Annotated in this window: 20 protein-coding genes; 9 read left to right on the forward strand and 11 right to left on the reverse strand. The window is 62.3% G+C overall.

The window, feature by feature from the left end; all coding sequences use genetic code 11:
• Window positions 1-34 precede the first annotated feature (34 nt).
• From C4N23_RS06375 to C4N23_RS13995, 3 genes are all read left to right on the forward strand, one after another.
• Complete coding sequence (locus tag C4N23_RS06375; protein WP_242983743.1) at window positions 35-2320, forward strand: SpoIIE family protein phosphatase; 2286 nt, start codon at window positions 35-37, stop codon at window positions 2318-2320.
• 262 nt (window positions 2321-2582) lie between these two features.
• Complete coding sequence (locus C4N23_RS06380) at window positions 2583-3530, forward strand: pectinesterase family protein (protein WP_112144874.1); 948 nt, start codon at window positions 2583-2585, stop codon at window positions 3528-3530.
• A gap of 18 nt (window positions 3531-3548) precedes the next feature.
• Entirely contained in the window at window positions 3549-3704 is a 156-nt protein-coding gene (locus C4N23_RS13995; protein WP_172678652.1) for a hypothetical protein, read from the forward strand.
• Window positions 3705-3788: 84 nt separating this feature from the next.
• On the opposite strand, the gene C4N23_RS06385 is transcribed toward C4N23_RS13995, so the two are convergent.
• Window positions 3789-5297, reverse strand: a complete 1509-nt coding sequence (locus C4N23_RS06385) for a sensor histidine kinase (protein ID WP_112144876.1) — start codon at window positions 5295-5297, stop codon at window positions 3789-3791.
• An 18-nt stretch (window positions 5298-5315) separates the two neighbouring features.
• Window positions 5316-6002 carry a response regulator transcription factor gene (locus C4N23_RS06390; RefSeq protein ID WP_055191703.1) on the reverse strand — a complete coding sequence of 229 codons (687 nt, stop codon included), beginning with the start codon at window positions 6000-6002 and terminating at the stop codon, window positions 5316-5318.
• Window positions 6003-6235: 233 nt separating this feature from the next.
• Between C4N23_RS06390 and C4N23_RS06395 the strand changes: the two genes are divergently transcribed.
• The 4 genes from C4N23_RS06395 to C4N23_RS06410 are packed head-to-tail and all read left to right on the forward strand — an operon-like array spanning window position 6236 to window position 10671.
• Window positions 6236-7531: an SMP-30/gluconolactonase/LRE family protein gene (locus C4N23_RS06395; RefSeq protein ID WP_112144878.1), complete on the forward strand. Its 1296-nt coding sequence runs from the start codon at window positions 6236-6238 to the stop codon at window positions 7529-7531.
• A 12-nt stretch (window positions 7532-7543) separates the two neighbouring features.
• Window positions 7544-8104 carry a TIGR01440 family protein gene (locus C4N23_RS06400; protein WP_055191707.1) on the forward strand — a complete coding sequence of 187 codons (561 nt, stop codon included), beginning with the start codon at window positions 7544-7546 and terminating at the stop codon, window positions 8102-8104.
• Between the two features lie 6 nt (window positions 8105-8110).
• Window positions 8111-8830 (forward strand): YggS family pyridoxal phosphate-dependent enzyme, encoded by a 720-nt coding sequence (locus C4N23_RS06405; RefSeq protein ID WP_055191709.1) that lies wholly within the window; start codon window positions 8111-8113, stop codon window positions 8828-8830.
• 41 nt (window positions 8831-8871) lie between these two features.
• On the forward strand, window positions 8872-10671 hold the full coding sequence (locus tag C4N23_RS06410) for an ABC transporter ATP-binding protein (RefSeq protein WP_112144880.1): 1800 nt from the start codon (window positions 8872-8874) through the stop codon (window positions 10669-10671).
• Window positions 10672-10749: 78 nt separating this feature from the next.
• Here the strand turns inward: C4N23_RS06410 and C4N23_RS06415 are convergent, their stop codons facing one another.
• From C4N23_RS06415 to C4N23_RS06455, 9 genes are all read right to left on the reverse strand, one after another.
• The gene (locus tag C4N23_RS06415; RefSeq protein ID WP_112144882.1) at window positions 10750-11700 is read right to left on the reverse strand and encodes an ROK family glucokinase; all 951 of its coding nucleotides are present in this window, start codon (window positions 11698-11700) and stop codon (window positions 10750-10752) included.
• A 162-nt stretch (window positions 11701-11862) separates the two neighbouring features.
• Window positions 11863-12669, reverse strand: coding sequence for a twin-arginine translocase subunit TatC (gene tatC / locus C4N23_RS06420; protein ID WP_055191715.1), 807 nt, complete (start codon window positions 12667-12669; stop codon window positions 11863-11865).
• Between the two features lie 3 nt (window positions 12670-12672).
• On the reverse strand, window positions 12673-12879 hold the full coding sequence (gene tatA / locus C4N23_RS06425; RefSeq protein WP_112144884.1) for a twin-arginine translocase TatA/TatE family subunit: 207 nt from the start codon (window positions 12877-12879) through the stop codon (window positions 12673-12675).
• Window positions 12880-12969: 90 nt separating this feature from the next.
• Window positions 12970-13503 (reverse strand): Sec-independent protein translocase protein TatB, encoded by a 534-nt coding sequence (gene tatB, locus C4N23_RS06430; protein WP_097839128.1) that lies wholly within the window; start codon window positions 13501-13503, stop codon window positions 12970-12972.
• Between the two features lie 246 nt (window positions 13504-13749).
• Window positions 13750-14634 carry a fumarylacetoacetate hydrolase family protein gene (locus C4N23_RS06435; protein ID WP_112144886.1) on the reverse strand — a complete coding sequence of 295 codons (885 nt, stop codon included), beginning with the start codon at window positions 14632-14634 and terminating at the stop codon, window positions 13750-13752.
• A gap of 14 nt (window positions 14635-14648) precedes the next feature.
• Window positions 14649-15200, reverse strand: coding sequence for a DJ-1 family glyoxalase III (locus C4N23_RS06440; protein ID WP_112144888.1), 552 nt, complete (start codon window positions 15198-15200; stop codon window positions 14649-14651).
• Between the two features lie 80 nt (window positions 15201-15280).
• On the reverse strand, window positions 15281-15580 hold the full coding sequence (locus C4N23_RS06445) for a YerC/YecD family TrpR-related protein (protein WP_055191727.1): 300 nt from the start codon (window positions 15578-15580) through the stop codon (window positions 15281-15283).
• Between the two features lie 105 nt (window positions 15581-15685).
• Window positions 15686-16177 (reverse strand): GNAT family N-acetyltransferase, encoded by a 492-nt coding sequence (locus tag C4N23_RS06450; protein ID WP_112144890.1) that lies wholly within the window; start codon window positions 16175-16177, stop codon window positions 15686-15688.
• A 148-nt stretch (window positions 16178-16325) separates the two neighbouring features.
• Window positions 16326-16508: a hypothetical protein gene (locus C4N23_RS06455; RefSeq protein WP_112144892.1), complete on the reverse strand. Its 183-nt coding sequence runs from the start codon at window positions 16506-16508 to the stop codon at window positions 16326-16328.
• Window positions 16509-16630: 122 nt separating this feature from the next.
• On the opposite strand from C4N23_RS06455, the gene C4N23_RS14000 reads away from it, so the two are divergent.
• Both C4N23_RS14000 and C4N23_RS06460 read left to right on the forward strand, forming a co-directional pair.
• The gene (locus C4N23_RS14000) at window positions 16631-16894 is read left to right on the forward strand and encodes a hypothetical protein (RefSeq protein ID WP_181567081.1); all 264 of its coding nucleotides are present in this window, start codon (window positions 16631-16633) and stop codon (window positions 16892-16894) included.
• Window positions 16895-16942: 48 nt separating this feature from the next.
• The gene (locus C4N23_RS06460) at window positions 16943-17914 is read left to right on the forward strand and encodes a hypothetical protein (RefSeq protein WP_112144894.1); all 972 of its coding nucleotides are present in this window, start codon (window positions 16943-16945) and stop codon (window positions 17912-17914) included.

Here is a 17914-nt window from a genome sequence, read left to right on the forward strand (position 1 = left end):
ACAAAAGATCCCCGCCGGAAAGCGGGGATTTTTCATGCTCAAAGTTCTGAAAACGGATGTTTCTCACCCCTTTGCGGCGGCGCTGATGCCGCGGGCCGCCGTCCGCCCGGCGCTGCGGCAGGGGTCGGCATTTCTAGCCGGGTTCCTCGGCGGGTGGGCCGTGCTGTACGGCGCGCTGATGCCCTTCGGCTTGGGGCTGACGCTGGGGTTCGCGGAGGACTGCTTCGCCGCCGGTGCGGCAGGGGCCCTGCTGGGCCTCCTGCTCCACGGGTTCGGGGCGCTGTCGCTGGACAGTCTCTGTCTGCTCTGTGCGGTGGGGGCCGCCGTGGCTGCGCGGTGGCTCTGGCCGGGCCGGTTCCGCCCTGCCGCGCTGGCGGGCTGCGGGGCGCTGGGGCTGGGAGCCGTCTGCTTTGCCTTCGGCCCCACGGGCGGCGGGGTCGATCTCCTGCTGACCTGCGGAGCGGATGCTCTGCTGGCGGCGGCGCTGGGCTTCGCGCTGCGGCGGTTCCCGCCCGAAACGCCCGGCGTTGGGATGCTGCTGGTCGCGGCCGGGGCAGCGGCAGCGCTGGGCAGCGTTTCGCTGGGGCTGCTCTGCCTTGGCGTGGCGGTCTGTGCCGCCGTCGAGCTTGCCCTCTGCTGCCGGGGCCAGCCCACCGCCGCCCTCGCGTACTGCGCTGTGACCGGGGCTGCCCTCTGTGCCGCAGACCCTTCCCTCGGCCCGGCAGCAGCCGGGCTTTCCTGCGCCAGTGCCGCCGGGGCCCTGCTGGCACCGGGCCGACGCATCGAAGCCTTCGCCGCCTACGCAGGCGGGTGCGTGGCCGGGGTGCTCTGCGTTCAGCCGCCCGGAAATGCCTTTTCCCTGCTGCTCAGTGCCGGGGCCGGGCTGGCAGCGGCGGCACTTCTGCCGAAGGACTGGCTGGCCCCGGTGCCCGCCCCAGAGGCTGCTGCCCCGGAGGAGCGGCCCCGCTTTTCGGCGGCGGCTACCCGGCTGGAAGCGGTGGCGGAAAGCCTGTCCTCGCTGGCGGAGACGGTCAACGAGGTCTACGACGCCCTGCCCCACCGGTGCGAAAGCTTCCGCTGGGTCATCGACAACACCCACGACAGCCTTTGTTTCAACTGTGGGCGGCGGGAATGCTGCTGGAAACAGGAATACGCCGCCACGCTGGACGGGATGAACGCACTGCGTCCCATTCTGGAACAGAACGGACATCTGGAAACCAGCGACCTGCCCGGTGCGCTGTCCCGCTGCATCCACCCGGCGGCTCTTTGCGCGGCGGCGAACAAGTCCTTCGCGCTTTACCGCAGCCGGAAGGAGGCCCGCGTCCACGCCGAAGCCATGCGCACCGCCTTAACGGAGCAGTACAGCGCCGTGGCCGATGCGCTGGGGGTGCTCAGCGAGCAGCTTGGCCGCCCCGGCAATCCGGAGCCCTACAAATCCGGGCGGGTGGCGGACTTCTTTTCGAGCCTCGGCACCCCGCCGCTGGAATGCGCCGTCTCGCTGGACGACCTCGGCCGGACGCGGGCGGCGGTCACCCTGCCCCGCACCCGCTTTGCTGCCGCCGAGCTTTCGGCCTTGGCGCAGGAGGTCGGGCGGCTCTGCCGCCGCACCTTCGAGCCGCCGCAGGTCCTCTCCTGCAAGGGAATGACCACCCTGCTCTTCTCCGAAAAGCCCGCGCTGCGGGCCGTCTTCGGCTTTGCGGCCAGCGCCGCGCGGGGGACGATCTCCGGCGACGCAGTTCAGCAGTTCTGCAGCCCGGCGGCGGCTCAGATGATCCTCTGTGACGGGATGGGCACCGGCCGCCCCGCCGCTGTGGACGGCAACCTTGCCGCCGAATTGACGGCCCGGCTGCTGAAGGCCGGGTTCACAGCGGAACTGGCGGCGCGGCTGGTCAATGTGGCGCTGGCCCTCAAGAGCGACGAGGAGAGCGGCGCGACGCTGGACCTCATCAGCGTGGACCTCTACACCGGCACCGCCCGGCTGTTCAAGGCCGGGGCCGCACCGGGCTTCCTCGTCCACGGCGGGCGGGCGCGGCCCGTGGGGGACGCCAGCCTCCCCATCGGCATTCTGGGCGGGGTAAACGGCCAGAGCCGGGTGGTGCACCTCGCCGCCGGGGATTATGCGGTGCTCGTGTCGGATGGGCTCCTCGTGGACGGCACAGGCTGGGTGCTCAAGCAGCTGGAACTCTCCGCTGCCGCTGCCGACCCGCCCGAACAGCTGGCCAAAGCGCTGGTAGAAACTGCCCGCACCCGCGCCGAAGCAACGGGCCGCCCCGACGATATCACCGCCGCCGTCCTGCGGCTGGAAAGCTGTGGACGTTGATTTGTTCATAAACGGGGCCTATAATGATAGCATCTGCTCTGTACAACCTCTCCGTCATTGCTTCGCAATGCCACCTCCCCTTGTAGGGGAGGCTTTGGCAGTCCTCGCAAAGTTCCCGGTTTCGCCAGAGGCTCCCCTACTAGGAAAGACTCCCCCGGCCGGGGGAGGTGGCGTGTAAACGCCAGAAGGGGACGACTGTTGAGCGGCAGCGAGACTGAGAGGTTGTACAAAGACAAATCCTTATCTTTGGAGGGCCTTTTCTATGTTAAACCTCACCGTCGCGCAGGACGGCAGCGGCGACTACGCTTCCATTTCCGAAGCTGTGCTGGCCGTGCCGTATGAGCTGGAAGCCGAGATCACCATCGGCCCCGGCGTTTACCGGGAAAAATTGGTCTGCGAAAAGCGCCGCATCACCCTGCGGGGAGCCGGAGCCGACGCCACCCGCCTTGTCTGGGGCGACGGCGGCAGACTGCCCCACCCGGATGGCCGCTCCACCCACACCTTCCGCAGCTACACCGCCTTTTTCAGCGGGGAACAGCTCACCGTGGAGGATCTGACCATTGAGAACGACGCCGGGCCGGGCAGCGCCGTAGGACAGGCCGTGGCCGCCTATGTGGACAGCGCACGGGCCGTCTTCCGCCGGGTGAAGCTGCTGGGCAATCAGGACACCCTGTTCTGCGCCCCGCTGCCCGAAAAAGAGCGGGAAAAGGACGGCTTCCTCGGCCCCCGCACCTTTGCGCCCCGCCGCGCCACCGCCCAGTATTACCAGAACTGCGAGATCGCGGGCGACATCGATTTCATCTTCGGCGGGGCGGACGCGCTGTTTGAGCAGTGCACTCTGCGCACGGTGGACAACCACATCCCCCACAGCTACATCACCGCCCCCTCCGGCCCGGCCGACGGCCTCGGCTTCGTCTTCTGGGACTGCGATTTCGTCTCGGACTGCCCGGCGGGCACCATCTACTTAGGCCGTCCGTGGCGGCCCACCGGCAAGACCGCCGTGCTGGACTGCCGGCTGGGGGCCCATATTTCGCCGGAGGGCTTCATCGGCTGGAACGACCGCACCGATACCGATTTAGCGCAGTTCGTGGAGGCGGGCAGCTCCGGTGAGGGGGCCGCGCCCCGCCCCGCGTGGGTCCACGCTCCTTCCGCTGCGGATGCCGCCGCCCTGCTGGCCCGCGCCCGCAAGCGCTGCCGTCCGGAACTTTAACGAAAAAGGAACGTCAACATGAAAAAACTTCCCAATGCTGTCAAATGGCTCATCATCGTGGTGGTGCTGGCCCTCATGGGCTGGATGCTGGTCGCGGTCAATGACCGCGCCTCCCGCGTCAAGATGCCGGAGCCCGACAACAGCCTCGGCGTTTACCGCTCTGCCGACGCTTGAATTTGATCCAATAAAAAAGAGACTGCTGCAAACTTCTCTTCCCGGCGAAGCCGTGACGGAGGGAGTGTGCAGCAGTCTTTTCGTTTATCTGCTTGTCATAAGGAACCAGAACGTCGTGCCTTTGCCCACAGTGCTCTGGACACCGAAGCGGAAGCCGTGCTGCTGGAAAATGGCCTTGGTGATGGACAGGCCGAGGCCGGTGCCCTGCCTGCCCGCGTCGGAGCGGGAGCGGTAATACCGGTCAAAGATATAGGGCAGGTCATCCGCCGCGATGCCGGGGCCGTGGTCTTCCACCTCGACCCGGACGCCCTCGGCGCATTTTTCCGCCCGCAGCACGAAGACGCCGTCGGCCCCGATGTGGTGCATGGCGTTGCCCAGCAGGTTGTGCAAAGCCCGCTGCATCATGTTGGGGTCAGCGTAAACGGGCAGTTCCTCCTCCGGCAGTTCCAGCCGGAGCTGCCAGCCGTTCTGGGTGCAGATGGCATCGTACCGCTCGCTGACCTCGTCGCAGAGCTGGGCCATATCGAAGTGGACCTTCTCGCACTTTTCCGCGCCGCTGGTCACCTTGCTCAGCTCCATGACGCTGGAAACAAGGGCCGTCAGCCGGTCGGCCTCGTCCACGATGATGTTCATCTGTTCGTCGCGGTGGGCCTTGTCGTCGCCGGTAATGTCCCGCACCGTTTCCGCGTAGCCCTTGATGAGGGTCAGCGGAGTGCGCAGGTCGTGGGAGACGTTGGCCAGCAGGTCCCGCTGCATCTGGGAGGCACGCTGGACCTCTTTCGCCATATGGTTGAAGTCCTCAGCAAGGTCGCCCAGCTCGTCGTTCCGCCGTGTTTCCACATGGACGGCGTAGTTGCCCTGCGCCACCTGCCGCGCCGCGCCGGAAAGCTGGCGCAGCGGCTTTGTGAACCACTCACTGAACAGCCACGCCGCGCTCATGGAGAACGCGAAGATCAGCGCCGCCGCCAGCGGCAGCACCGTGCTCAGCACCGTGCCCGCCTCGGAAACGTGCATCAGGGTGGTGCTGACGAGGACGGTATAGGCCCCGTCCGACGTCATCCGCCCCACAACGAGCTGATTATAGGCCGAGGGCTTGGCCGCCGGGAGCACGCGGGCAAACTCCCCGTTCTCGCGGCAGTACTGGCGCACCTGACGGGCCGTCGAATAGAACGCGTCGTCGTCCAGCGTATCCGGGAAGGATTTCTGATGCAGACTGCAATAGGACAGGTTCTCGTATTTTTTGATGGTTCGGAGGGTGGCGTCCGAGATATCGACGCAGAAGCTGCTCAGCTCCCCGCCGGAATAGATCTCGCTGCCGAGCTGGCTGAAGAACTCCTCGTTCGTGACTTTGATGCCGCCGAACGCCCAGTAGGAAAGGGTTGTGCCCGACGCAATGGCTTCGTCCATCTTGGTCACGATGAGGTCGGCTTCCTCGGTCAGTTGTTTCTGGATGTGCTTGGTGTACAGCGGCTCCAGCAGCTGCGTGCTCAGGAACCAGAACATCCCCAGCAGCAAAAGGCAGATCAGGCACAGAAACCACATCAACTGCCCCCGGATGCCGATGGAGCGCCGTTTTTTTTCCTGTTGCCGCATCAACTGCGTTCCTCCGTTTTACCGCGCCGCGTCCGGGTCGAACTTATAACCGATGCCCCACACCGTTGCGATGTAGCCCCGGCACTTGCCCAGATGGCCGCGCAGCATTTTGACGTGGGTATCCACGGTGCGGTCCTCGCCGAAATAATCGTAGTTCCACACTTTTTGCAAAATTTTCTCGCGGCTGAGGGCGATGCCCTTGTTGGATGCCAGAAAGACCAGCAGGTCGAACTCCTTAGGCGTCAGGCTGACTTCCTCGCCGCTCACCCGGACGGTGTGGCTGGCCGTGTCGATGGTCAATTCGCCAAAGGTCATGGTTCCGTCGGCGCTTTCGCTCCGGGGCATGGTGCGGTTGAGCACCGCCTTGACGCGGGCCACCAGCTCCCGCGGGGAAAACGGCTTGACCACATAATCGTCGGCGCCGCCTTCAAGGCCCGCCAGCTTATCGTATTCCTCGCCGCGGGCCGTCAGGATGATGACCGGCGTGTTGATGTGGCGGGTGCGCATCTCCCGCAGACAGGTCATGCCGTCCATGAACGGCATCATCAGATCGAGGATCACCAGATCGTATCCGCCGCCGCTCAGCAGAGAAAGTGCCGCCGAGCCGTCGCCCGCTTCCTCGCAGACATAGCCCGCATACTGCAGGTGCTCCCGGATCAGCTCCCGGATCCGGGGTTCATCATCAACGATCAGAATTTTTGCCATCAGTGGCTCCCTCCTCACGGAATAATTTCTGATTTTCTGAGGATATCATACAGCGAAGTTTGGAAATTTTTGTGAAGTTTGGGTGAAGGGTTTGGAAAAACCCCCTCCTTCAGTATACCACATTCCGGCGGTGCAATCCAGAAGGGCGCGGCTTGCGCTTTTGCGCACAAGTGTGCTATACTGAAACGATACGAAACCACACACATTTTAAGGAAAAAAGGGACCATACTTCCATGCGGATCGGACTTGTTGAATTGCTGCTCATCCTGCTCATCGCCGCCCTGTCCATCGGCCCCAGCGCCGCCCTTTGGGTGGAGCGCTGGATGCGCCGCGCCCAGCGCTCCACGGCAGCCGCCGCCCGCCGCCGGGCCGCGCAGGAGGCCCAGCGCGCCGCCGAGCGGGAGGAAGTGCTCCAGCGCTTCCAGAAGCTGAGCATCGTCTTTGTATTCTGCGCCGCCGCTGCCCTCGTCTGGGGCTTGGTGCTGCGGCCCATTGACGTCACCGTTACGCCCTACACGGCTCCGGAGGTCCAGCCGATGCCGGACGCCGGACCCACCGCCGAAAGCGGCGACGTCCTTTCCGTCACCGGCTGGCGGGATATTTCCTGCATCCGGGAGCGGGACGGCTGGCTCTACTTCGCCGCACAGGCCGACACCCGCGCCGGCGGGGCCGCGCTGCTGCGGATGCGGGAGGACGGCAGCGGCCTTTCTTCCATCCTGACGGCGGAGGGCGAGATCACCGGCTTCGATTTTGACCCGGACGGCGACATCTGGTACACCGTAGTCACCGCCAGCGGTGGGGCCCTCTGCCGCGCCGGGTACGACGGCTGGGGTGCCGCCTCCGAACAGATCGTGACCCAGATCGACGGTACCGCCCTCTCCTGCCCCACCGCCGTGGCTGTGGGGGCCGACGGGAGCGTCTACTTCACCGATGCCGCCGCCGTCTCGCCGAAGCACGGCGTGGAGAGCGCCCTGCGCACGGAGCTGGTCGCCCACACCGGCACCGGCAGCGTCTACGTCTACGACCCCGCCGCCCGCACGGTGCAGACCGTGCTGACCGGGGCAGCCGGAGCCTCCGGCCTTGCGCTGGATGAAAACGGCACCCTCTACGTCTCCGACCTCGGCACCCGCTGCATCTGGAGCGTGGAGGCCTCGGCCCGCGGCCTGACCGCCGGGGGCAGGAACTGCGGGACGGCCCTGACCGGTCTGCCCGGATATCCCGGTGCACTGGCGCTGGACGAGGACGGCACCCTGTATATCAGCTATCGCTGGGCCCGCGCCGACTGGCTGGAAAACCACGCGGACCGCACCCTGCTGCGGGGAGCCGCCCTCCGGCTGAGCCGGACGATGCAGCAGAATTTGTTCTCCCTGCCCGCCGGGAGCATCCGGGCCGAAGCTGCCGCCCCCGGCGGCGGGCGGCTGACCATTTCCGGCAAAAAAGCGGGCAGCACCACCGCACTCTGCCCCGTGGGCAGCCGATTGTATCTGGCTATTTCCGGGGAAACAGAATTGAATTGGGTAAGGATATGAGGTGATCTGACTATGACCGAAGCATTCAAACAGCAAATCGAAGAAGAGGCCCGTCAGGCGGTGACTGAGCTGCTGGCACAGGCCAAGCTCCGCAGGGGCGATGTCTTTGTGGTGGGCTGCTCGTCCAGCGAGATCGTCGGCGGGCACATCGGCAAGGACAGCAGCTTGGAAGCCGCCCAAGCCGTCTACGCGGGCATCGCGCCCGTGCTGGCCCAGCAGGGCATCTGGCTGGCGGCCCAGTGCTGCGAGCACCTGAACCGCGCCATCATCATCGAGCGGGAAGCCGCCGAGAAATACGGCTGGGAGGAAGTCTGCGTCGTGCCCCGCCCCCATGCGGGCGGCAGCTGGGCCACGACCTGCTGGAAGCAGTTCCGCGACCCCATCGCCGTGGAGGAGATCCGCGCCCATGCGGGCATCGATATCGGCGGCACCCTCATCGGGATGCACCTGCGCCGGGTGGCCGTGCCGGTCCGGCTGAGCCTTTCCAAAATCGGCGAAGCAAACATTCTCTGCGCCCGCACCCGCCCGAAGCTGATCGGCGGCGAGCGCGCCCGCTATACCGAGGAGGACTGAGTTTTTATGGCTGAAAAGACACTGGAAGAGATGCGGGAGGCCGTTGCCGCCATCCGCGAGAAGATGGCGGCCGCCGCCCGCGAAGCCGGGCGCGCCCCCGCTGAAGTACAGCTCTGCGCCGCCTGCAAGACCCGCACGGCGGAGACCGTGGCCGCCAGCGCGGCCCTGCCCATCGATGTGTTCGGCGAGAACCACGTGCAGGAGCTCTGCGCCAACTATGACGCCGGGGCCTACTGCGGCAAGCCGAGCCATTTCATCGGGCATTTGCAGACCAACAAGATCAAAAAGGTGCTGGGCCGCGCCAGCCTGATCCAGAGCGTTGACAGCGAGCACCTGCTGGCCGCCATCGAGAGGGAAGCCGCCAAGGCGGGCCTTGTGCAGAACATTCTGCTGGAAGTGAATATCGGCGGCGAGGAGTCGAAGTCCGGCGTTTCGCCGGAGCAACTCTGGCCCCTGCTGGACGCTGCTGCTGCGCAGGAGCACCTCCGCGTCTGCGGCCTGATGGCCATCCCCCCCGTCAACGACGATGACGCCCAGAACCGCGCCTATCTCGCCGCCGTGCACAAGCTCTTTGTCCAAGCCGGGGAGCGCGGCTACGCCAATGTGAAGATGGAGACCCTCTCCATGGGCATGAGCGGCGATTACGAGAACGCCATCCGCGAGGGTGCCACCCTCGTCCGCATCGGCACCGCCATTTACGGGGAGCGGGATTATTCAAAAAAATAAACCTCCCCGAAGGTAACTGAGGGAGTAAAAGAGGAGAAACCATGGCAAACGATCAAACCAAACCCATCCAAGATCCCAGCGCCCACCACACCAGCAGCCGCGCACTGATCCGGCGGTTCCTGCCGTATCTGGCCAAGTACAAGGGCGTGCTGTTCTTTGACCTGTTCTGCGCCGCGCTGACGACGCTCTGCGACATCATCCTGCCCAAGATCATGAGCACCATCACCAACTCCGCCATGGGGGTGGGCATCACCCTGACGGTGGGCATCGTGCTCAAGCTGGCCGGGCTCTATTTCGTGCTCCGCATCATCGACGGTGCCGCCCAGTATTTCATGTCCGGCATCGGTCACATCATGGGCGTCCACATCGAGACGGACATGCGCCGCGACGCCTTTGACCACCTGCTTCTGCTGGACCACACCTACTACAACAACACCAAGGTCGGCACCATCATGGGCCGCATCACCAACGACCTGTTCGACGTGACCGAGTTCGCCCACCACTGCCCGGAGGAATTCTTCATCGCCTTCATCAAGATCTTGGCGTCCTTCCTCATCCTCTGCCGTTCCAGCTTCCCGCTGACACTGGCAGTCTTCGCCTGTGTGCCGCTGATGGGCATCGTCTCGGTCAAGCTGAACCAGAAGCTCCGCGCCCGGTTCCGCCAGCAGCGCGTCCAGATCGGCGAGCTGAACGCCACCATCGAGGACAGCCTGCTGGGTCAGGGCGTGGTGAAGGCCTTTGCCGCCGAGGAGCAGGAGAGGGCAAAGTTTTTGCAGGGCAACAAGGACTTTGAGCAGATCAAGACCCTCGGCTACTACGCCATGGCCGCCTTCAACACCTCCACCCGCCTGTTCGACGGCCTGATGTACCTCGTCGTCATTCTTGCGGGCGGCCTGTCGCTGGTGTACGGCAAGATCAGCGCGGGCGACCTCGTGGCCTACGTGCTCTACGTCTCCACCCTGATCGCCACCATCCGCCGCATCGTCGAGTTCGCCGAGCAGTTCCAGCGCGGCATGACCGGCATCGAGCGCTTCGCTGAGATCATGGACACCCCCGTGCCCATCCACGACGCCCCCGACGCAAAGCCCCTGCAGCCCGGCCCCGGTGCCATCCGGTTCGACGACGTCAGCTTCGAGTACCCCGATGACCACAACAAGGTCCTGCACCACGTCAGCCTTGACATCAAGGCCGGCGAGCGTCTGGCGTTAGTGGGCCCCTCCGGCGGCGGCAAGACCACCCTGTGCAATCTAATCCCCCGCTTCTACGATGTGACAAGCGGCCACATCTACATCGATGGGCAGGACATCCAGCACGTCACCCTCAAGAGTCTGCGGCAGGACATCGGCATCGTCCAGCAGGACGTCTACCTCTTCAGCGGCTCGGTGGCGGAGAACATCGCCTACGGCAAGCCCGGTGCCACCCGCGAGGAGATCGTTGAAGCGGCCCGTCTGGCGGGCGCGGAGCGGTTCATTCTGGCCCTGAAGGACGGCTTCGACACCTACGTGGGCGAGCGCGGCGTCAAGCTCTCCGGCGGCCAGAAGCAGCGCATCGCCATTGCCCGCGTCTTCCTCAAGAACCCGCCCATCCTCATCCTTGACGAGGCCACCAGCGCCCTCGACAACGAGAGCGAGATCTTGGTGGGCCGCAGCCTTGAGAAGCTGGCCCACGGCCGCACTACCCTGACCATCGCTCACCGCCTGACCACCATCAAGAATTACGACCGCATCCTCGTCCTCGGTGCCGAAGGCATCGAGGAATCCGGCACCCACGACGAGCTGCTGGCAAAACAGGGCGTCTACTACCGCCTGTGGAACCAGCTTCCGGGCAAGGATACGCTGTAAAACTTAACATCAACGCATGAAAAAAGCGAAGCGGCTGAATTTTCAACCGCTTCGCTTTTTCTTGTGGAAAATAAAGCCTTACTCTCCCACGATCAGGCGTACTGCACCATAGATACCGGCGTCATTGCCGAGGCTCGCGGACTTGATGGGCGTCTCGCGGCAGGAGCGGAAGGCATACTCCTTGAAGTGCTTGACCAGCGGGTCAAAGAGGACATCCCCTGCGCGGGCCACGCCGCCGCCCACGAGGAACATTTCGGGGTCGGTGGTGGAAGCGATGTTGGCCAGCGCCATGCCGAGGGTGTTGGACATCTCTTCCACCTCGCGGGCCGCCAGAGCATCGCCGCTGCGGGCCGCATCAAAGACATCCTTGGCCTCGAACTCTTTGCCGCGCAGAACGCAGTCTACGTCCGGGTTCTCTTCCAGCAGCTTCTTCATGCAGCGGACAACGCCGGTGGCGCTGGAATACTGCTCCAGACAGCCGCGCTTACCGCAGCCGCAGACCGCCGTCTCGTGCGGATTGACCGTAATGTGGCCGATCTCACCGCCCGCACCGTGGGTGCCATCAACGACCTTGCCGTTGACGATGACGCCGCCGCCGACGCCGGTGCCCAGCGTGACCATGACCGCACTGCGGCAGCCCTTCGCCGTGCCCATCCAGATCTCGCCCAGCGCCGCCACATTGGCGTCGTTGCCGACGAGGACCCGCAGGCCGTCCAGCAGACCGGACAGCTGGGCCGAAACATTCCGCTCGCCCCAGCCGCCGAGGTTGGCGCAGACGATGGGCACCACGCTGGAGTTCAGCACGGGGCCGGGCACACCGATGCCCACGCCCTCGACCTGCTCGGCGGGGATCTCCTTTTCGGCCATCTTGCCCCGGATGGCGTTGGCCAGATTTTCAAGGATGTGCTCACCGGCGTTGGAGGTATCGGTGGGCACCTCCCACTTTTCCAGCAGCGCGCCGGAGGTGGTGAACAAGCCGACCTTCGCGGTGGTGCCGCCGAGGTCGATGCCGAATGCGTATTCTTTCATGATTCATTTACCCCTTTTTTCGCAGCGGTCTCCCGCTGATTTTTACCTTGTGAACAGTATAGCATATTGCCGAAGTGTTTGCAATCTGCCCGTTCCTCCACATAAAAAAGCGCCCCGCCGCAAAGGCAGAGCGCGTTTTCAGTTTCCTAAAAAAGCCGGAATTCACTCCGCGTCGGAGTCCTCTTCCTCTTCGTCGTCCTCGTCATCCTCGTCCGTCTTGGGCTTATAGAAAATGCCGCTCAGGAAGATGCTGACGAAGTACAGCAGACACATAGGCACTGCCACGAAGCACTGGGACACGATGTCCGGCGGGGTGATGATGGCTGCGATCAGGAAGATCAGGACGATGGCAACGCCGCGGCCCTTCTTCATGATCTCCGGGTTTGCGATGCCCATCTTGGCCAGAATGATGGTGACCAGCGGCATCTCAAAGACGCAGCCGAAGATGATGAACATCGTCAGGCAGAGGTTGATGTAGCTCTCGATGCTGATGGATGCCGTGATGTAGTCGGTGCCTTCCAGCGTAACGAGGAAGTTCAGCATAAAGGGCAGGGTGACCTTGTAGGCAAACAGCACACCAACACAGAACAGCGCCAGACCAAACACCAGCACGAGCCGGAAGAAAAAGCTCTCGCTCCGCTTCAGGCCGGGCTTTGCAAAGGCGTAGATCTGATACAGCGCCACCGGGATGGTTACGATGACGGCTGCGATCAGCGAGACGCGGAAGTACTGCATCAGTTTTTCCTGCGGGGCAAGGAACACGAAGGTATAGTTCGCGTTCATTGCCATCGCCGTCAGCAGGTCGATCAGCTTATCGGAGATCGCCAGAAATCCGATCACGCCCACCACAAACACCGCTGCGCAGATGATCAGCCGGTTCCGCAGCTCTTTCAGGTGGCCGGTCAGCGTCATGCTGCCGTCCTCTGACATGACTTCGGCTTTCTTTTTGCGCTTTACGTTTGTAGCCACGAATTACTCCTCGTCCTTCTTCTCGGCCTCGTCCTCAGACTTGGCCTCGGTCTTCTTGGTCTCGCCGTCATCCTCGACGTCTTCCATGCCTTCCTTGAAGTTCTTCATGGTCTTGCCGAACATCTTGCCCAGCTTCGGCAGGTTCTTGGGTCCAAAGATGACCAGAACGATGATCAGAACGATGATAAGCTCCTGAGGTCCGATTCTCATAATAATAATCTCCTTTTTACCTTGCCGCGCCGCTTTGGCGGGCTGATTTACAATGTATCGTACAACCGCGGGCGCGGGTGCATCCAAAAATTAGACGTTGGCTTCCTCGGCGGGGGCAGCCTCCTTGGGTTCCTCCGCAGGGGCAGCTTCGGCAGCAGGGGCGGGTGCCTCAGCCTTTTCGGCGGGCTGCTCCTCGGCCTTCACCGGTTCGGCAGCGGGCTCCGCCTTTTCAGCAGCGGGTTCCTCGGCCTTCGCGGGCTCTTCGGGCAGCTCCTCTACGGCATCCTCCAGCTCAGCGACCTCCTCGGCCTCTTCGGCCTTCTTGGCCTCTTCCTTGCTGGTCTTGCCAATGTTGGTAAAGCTCTTGGTCACGTCCTTCATGCTGTCGTCGATATCCTTTTTGATATCGGTCAGCGGGGCGACGGCCTCCTTGATGGGAGCCTGAATCTCATTCAGCGGCTCGACCACGTTCTTCTGGATCTCCTCCGAAGCGGCGCCGGTGTACTTTTTCAGCTCCCGGAGCATCTTGCCGAACTTGCGTGCGTATTCGGGCAGCTTGTCCGGCCCGATGACCACGAACGCAACGATCACGACAAGGATCAGTTCAGTAAAACCAATTTTCATAGCGTTCCAATTCCTTTCCTCCAACACGGGCATTCCTTTTTTCAGTTCCCATGCTGTGCTGTTCTGGGGTGCGGCGCAGCGTGCGCCTTTCGTTGCCCTATGTATACCGAAAGTCAATGAACTGTATATGAATTTATTTTGAACAGTTTATGAATAAGATGGGTTTTGGTTTGTTTTTGATAACGTGCAGGATACTCACGAAGTCATATTACAAGCCGGATACGTCTTGGACGGTACCGTTTTGCATTACCGGACGGGATTGGTCAGCGAACCGATGCCGTCGATCTCGCACCGGACTACATCGCCGGGCACGAGGAACTGCGGCGGATCCATCCCCATGCCGACGCCCGCCGGGGTGCCGGTGGCGATGATGGTGCCCGCTTTCAGGGTCATCCCCTGCGAAAGTTCGGCAATGACATGGTCGATATCAAAAATTTGCAGCATCGTGTTGGAGTCCTGCCGCTTCTCGCCGTTGACGAAGCTGCGGAGGCCGAGCTTGGGCGGATAGTCGGCGAACTCGTCCGCCGTGACGATGCAGGGCCCGATGGGGGTGAAGCCGTCAAGGCTCTTGCCGAAGTACCACTGCTTGTGGGCAGTCTGGACGTCGCGGGCCGACACATCGTTCAGGATGGTGTAGCCGAAAACGTAGTCCTGCGTCTGCCCTGTGGGCACATCCTTGGCGTCCTTTCCCAGCACCACCGCCAGCTCACACTCGTAGTCCAGCTTTTTCACAAGGTCGGTGTGGGCCTCGATGGCCCCGCCGTCCGGCACGGCGCGTGTGACCCGCTTGGAGAAGTAGATGGCGTCCTGATGCTGGGTCGCAAAGGCATCGGCGGAATATTTTTCCGCCTCATCCGAGTGGGCCATGTAGTTGATACCGAGGCAGATGACGTCCTGCGCTGGGGCCGGGATGGGGCTTTCCGGCGTGACGGCCTCAATGGGCAGGGCCGGGATGCCCGCAACGGCCAGCGACAGTCCCGCCCGCACCTGCGGCGTCAGAAAGGGGATGGCGTCGGACAGGGTCTCATAGCTCAGCCCCAGCCAGCTCAGCGGCCAGACCTGCCGCCCGTCCTCCGATAAGATCGCCGGATCTTCCACGCCGTCCGGCAAACGGCACGTGATAAAACGCATAGGGAGTCCTCCTTTTAGTGCCGATACGCGATGGCGTTCTGGATACGGTCGGCTTCGGCGGGGCCGGCAAGCTGGCGGACGAGTTCCAGTGCAAAGGGGATAGCGCCGCCGAGGCCGTAGCTGGTGGTGATGTTCCCATCCACGACGACCTCTTCATCGTGGACCACCGCACCGGCAAGCTGGTCTTGGAAGCCCGCATGGGCGGTGGCGTTTTTGCCTTCCAGCAGCCCCAGCGAGGCAAGGATGCTGGGGGCGGCGCAGATGGCGGCCACCTTCTTGCCCGCCTTGGCGAAGGCGGCGCAGGTGTCGGTGACGGTCTTGTTGGCGGCAAGGTTCGGGGTGCCGGGGATGCCGCCGGGCAGCACGACCAGATCCACATGGGAATAATCCACCTCTTCGGCCAGTGCATCGGCGGTCAGATGAATTTTATGGCTGCTGACCAGCTCTTTGCGGCCCATGGCCGACGCCACGATGACCTCGACCTTGGCGCGGCGAAGAAGATCGACGACGAGAAGGGCCTCGCACTCCTCGGTGCCGTCGGCGAAAAAGACAACTGCTTTGCTCATACTGCGATACTCCTTTTTCAAAGCGATAAAAAGCACCGCAGGGCGGGTGCTTCCCGGCCCCGCGGTGCGCGGTCTTGCGGTTATTCCTCGGTGGCGGCGTCTGCCTTTTCCTCCAGCAGCCGACGGAGCACGCTGTCATCCTTGCTGATGACCCGGCTCACCCGGCTGATGATGGCGCTGGACGCCCCGATGTTGCCCATGATGCTGGTGTAGCTCTGCTTGCTGACGAGCTTTTCCGCGATGTTGTAGCGCTGCTCCATGGCGCTCAGTTCGGCGTAGCTGCACACATCCTGTAAAAAGCGGTAGCACTCTTCCGGCGTTTTCAGCTCCAGCAGTGCGGAATACAGGCCGGACTCTCCGGTGGGATGATCTTTTGCCATAGCGTTTTTCCTCCCTCATGATTTGGGGTTGGTCTGGCCCGCGAGGGGCACTTCAGTACACTACTTTAGTGTAGTACAAACGCAGGAAAATTGCAATGGGGAATTTCAGAGCATTTTCTCCATTTCGGTCAGCTGCATGGAGATGCCCGCCGCCGCATTCTCCACCGGCTTCAGGATGCGGTAGCCCCGCGCCTTGAAGAACTGCTGCACGGGCAGACACTTGGTGTGCACCTCACAGCAGACGCGGCCCCGGCCCTCGCCGCGGGCCAGCCGCTCGCAGGACATGACGATGTCCCGGCCGATGGCCTTGCCCCGGTACTCCGGCTTGAGGTAGAGGTGCAGCAGGTGCAGCACGGTGTTTTCCATCTTCCATGCAAAGTAGCCGATGAGCTTATCGCCCAGAAAAACGAGGAAGTAGTTCACATCGTTGTCGATGTCCTCCTCAATGGCCTCGGCGCTTTGCAGCGCCTCCACCAGCGTGTCCAGCTGCTTTGCCGGGTAATAGCGCTTGTAGACCTCGTGCCAGAGCTCACTGGCAAGGTCGGCGGTCGTGTGAATGTATTTGGCCTTTGCGACCAGCTTGTAATCCGGTTTCATAGTTCTCCTTCGGTTTCGGGTTTTGTGCCGCTGCGGCGGCGTTTTTCTTATTGTATCATACCCCGCCCAAAAGTGCAAAACAAAAAGGCGGCTGCGCCTTTCAAAAGCGCAGCCGCCTGATTGCCGTTTGCATTGGAACGAGTGTGTTTTACAGCGCGGTCTTGATGCTGTGATGAGTGGAGCTGTAACGAACAACTGCTTCCATCAGGGCGAGAGGCCACAGAATGACCTTGCCCAGAATCTCGGCCGGCTTGACACATACCGTGTCCATGCTGTTGATGCCAAGCAGAACCAAACAAGCGATACCGCAGCCCAGAATGTAATAGTACATAATCAAACCTCCTATATTTTTCTACGGGTCATGGCCCGAAGTTCAAGTGTCAGCGGGGCGTCTTTCCGCTCTCCGCACTCATACTATACCGCAGTTTTTATATAAAGTCAATAGACGAAATCATGAAACAAACGAAAGTATCTGTTGAAGTTTCTTTTACTCATCGAAATAAAGTGTTGAAGTCCGCTTTGCTTTATAAACGTGAAGTCATTGCCCTGAATTGGCCGCAGCGCGGAAACACTTTGTTCATATTTCGGGTCAAAACGCCCCGGAAACCGGCGTTTTGTTTTCTTTGCAAGTACAGGAAATGCTGCACAAAAGTCCTGTTTGAAGTTTGTGCAGAACGCCGTGCAATAACAGTTGTTCCTTCCTCGTTTACAAGTTAAGGAAAGTCGTGTCGGAATTTTTGTTTTCGAAAGCCGGAGGGCCCCATCATGAAGGAAAAACTCTGCAAAAAAATCTTGGGTTTTCTACTTGCCTCCCTGCTCCTGCTGACCGTTTCGCCGCCTGCCTTCGCGGATATGGGGCCGAAACCGTCGGTCACGCTCAGGCTCTACATCTACAACGACCAGAATTACGCCGTGACTCTGCTGGGCAATACAGAATCCACCGGCCCATGGAGCGCCCCCAGCGCATACGGGGACTGGATGGGTTCCCGCGAGGTGTGGGAAGCCTTCAAGAACTACGACGCGCCGGAGGGGTACTACTTCCTCGGCTACTTCGAGGAATACTTCGGCGACACCGAACAGACCTTCACTTGGGGGTACTACCCGCCCCAGAAATTCTATGTGCTCCTTTATAATATGGACACCGGGGTCTTTTCCATTAGCAAAGAGCCGGTCCAGCGGTATGCGTTCGACAGCGAATGGCAGGTGCTGTTCGACCCGGAGGACGGCTGGATGCACGTCTACACCAACCGGACCGACAGCGACCAGATTTCCCTGTTCACCTCCCGGTTACTCATCACGCTGATTCTGGAGCTAGCGCTGGGTGCTCTGGTGTTCGGTCTGCGCGAAAAAGCCCAGCAGAACCTCATCGGCGGGGTCAATCTGGCCACGCAGTTTGCACTGAACCTTGTTCTCCACTACGGGCTGTTCTATCTCGGCCCTTGGGCGGGCTTTGCGCTCTACGCCGGAATGGAAGTTCTCGTCTTTGCCGTGGAAGCCTTTGTTTACTGCCGCTGGCTGCCGTGGCCGGAGGGCAAAACGCCCCGCCCGGTGCTCTACGCCCTGACGGCCAACCTGCTCTCGTTCGGGGTCGGCTGGCTTTTGAACGAGCACCTGACGAACGCCCAGATCCGGTGGCTCAGCCTTGCGGCCCTGTTCCTGTGGTACACGGTGCCCAAGTTGGCGGGAAAAGCGTGTCTTTCTAAGCAAAACGCACAAGAAATCGACAAAAAATTGTGA

Origin of the sequence: Faecalibacterium hattorii, from assembly GCF_003287455.1 — a bacterium.
Classification (GTDB): domain Bacteria; phylum Bacillota; class Clostridia; order Oscillospirales; family Ruminococcaceae; genus Faecalibacterium; species Faecalibacterium hattorii.

Bases quoted from the DNA above. Each gene is read 5' to 3' on its own strand.
- C4N23_RS06400 (WP_055191707.1), top strand. From the start codon at position 7,544: ATGACCGAAGCATTCAAACAGCAAATCGAAGAAGAGGCCCGTCAGGCG.
- C4N23_RS13995 (WP_172678652.1), top strand. From the start codon at position 3,549: ATGAAAAAACTTCCCAATGCTGTCAAATGGCTCATCATCGTGGTGGTG.
- C4N23_RS06380 (WP_112144874.1), top strand. From the start codon at position 2,583: ATGTTAAACCTCACCGTCGCGCAGGACGGCAGCGGCGACTACGCTTCC.
- C4N23_RS06415 (WP_112144882.1), bottom strand. From the start codon at position 11,700: ATGAAAGAATACGCATTCGGCATCGACCTCGGCGGCACCACCGCGAAG.
- C4N23_RS06455 (WP_112144892.1), bottom strand. From the start codon at position 16,508: ATGTACTATTACATTCTGGGCTGCGGTATCGCTTGTTTGGTTCTGCTT.
- C4N23_RS06435 (WP_112144886.1), bottom strand. From the start codon at position 14,634: ATGCGTTTTATCACGTGCCGTTTGCCGGACGGCGTGGAAGATCCGGCG.
- C4N23_RS06450 (WP_112144890.1), bottom strand. From the start codon at position 16,177: ATGAAACCGGATTACAAGCTGGTCGCAAAGGCCAAATACATTCACACG.
- C4N23_RS06445 (WP_055191727.1), bottom strand. From the start codon at position 15,580: ATGGCAAAAGATCATCCCACCGGAGAGTCCGGCCTGTATTCCGCACTG.
- C4N23_RS06395 (WP_112144878.1), top strand. From the start codon at position 6,236: ATGCGGATCGGACTTGTTGAATTGCTGCTCATCCTGCTCATCGCCGCC.
- C4N23_RS06440 (WP_112144888.1), bottom strand. From the start codon at position 15,200: ATGAGCAAAGCAGTTGTCTTTTTCGCCGACGGCACCGAGGAGTGCGAG.
- C4N23_RS06375 (WP_242983743.1), top strand. From the start codon at position 35: ATGCTCAAAGTTCTGAAAACGGATGTTTCTCACCCCTTTGCGGCGGCG.
- C4N23_RS06410 (WP_112144880.1), top strand. From the start codon at position 8,872: ATGGCAAACGATCAAACCAAACCCATCCAAGATCCCAGCGCCCACCAC.
- tatB (WP_097839128.1), bottom strand. From the start codon at position 13,503: ATGAAAATTGGTTTTACTGAACTGATCCTTGTCGTGATCGTTGCGTTC.
- C4N23_RS06385 (WP_112144876.1), bottom strand. From the start codon at position 5,297: ATGCGGCAACAGGAAAAAAAACGGCGCTCCATCGGCATCCGGGGGCAG.
- tatA (WP_112144884.1), bottom strand. From the start codon at position 12,879: ATGAGAATCGGACCTCAGGAGCTTATCATCGTTCTGATCATCGTTCTG.
- C4N23_RS06405 (WP_055191709.1), top strand. From the start codon at position 8,111: ATGGCTGAAAAGACACTGGAAGAGATGCGGGAGGCCGTTGCCGCCATC.
- C4N23_RS06390 (WP_055191703.1), bottom strand. From the start codon at position 6,002: ATGGCAAAAATTCTGATCGTTGATGATGAACCCCGGATCCGGGAGCTG.
- C4N23_RS14000 (WP_181567081.1), top strand. From the start codon at position 16,631: ATGAAACAAACGAAAGTATCTGTTGAAGTTTCTTTTACTCATCGAAAT.
- C4N23_RS06460 (WP_112144894.1), top strand. From the start codon at position 16,943: ATGAAGGAAAAACTCTGCAAAAAAATCTTGGGTTTTCTACTTGCCTCC.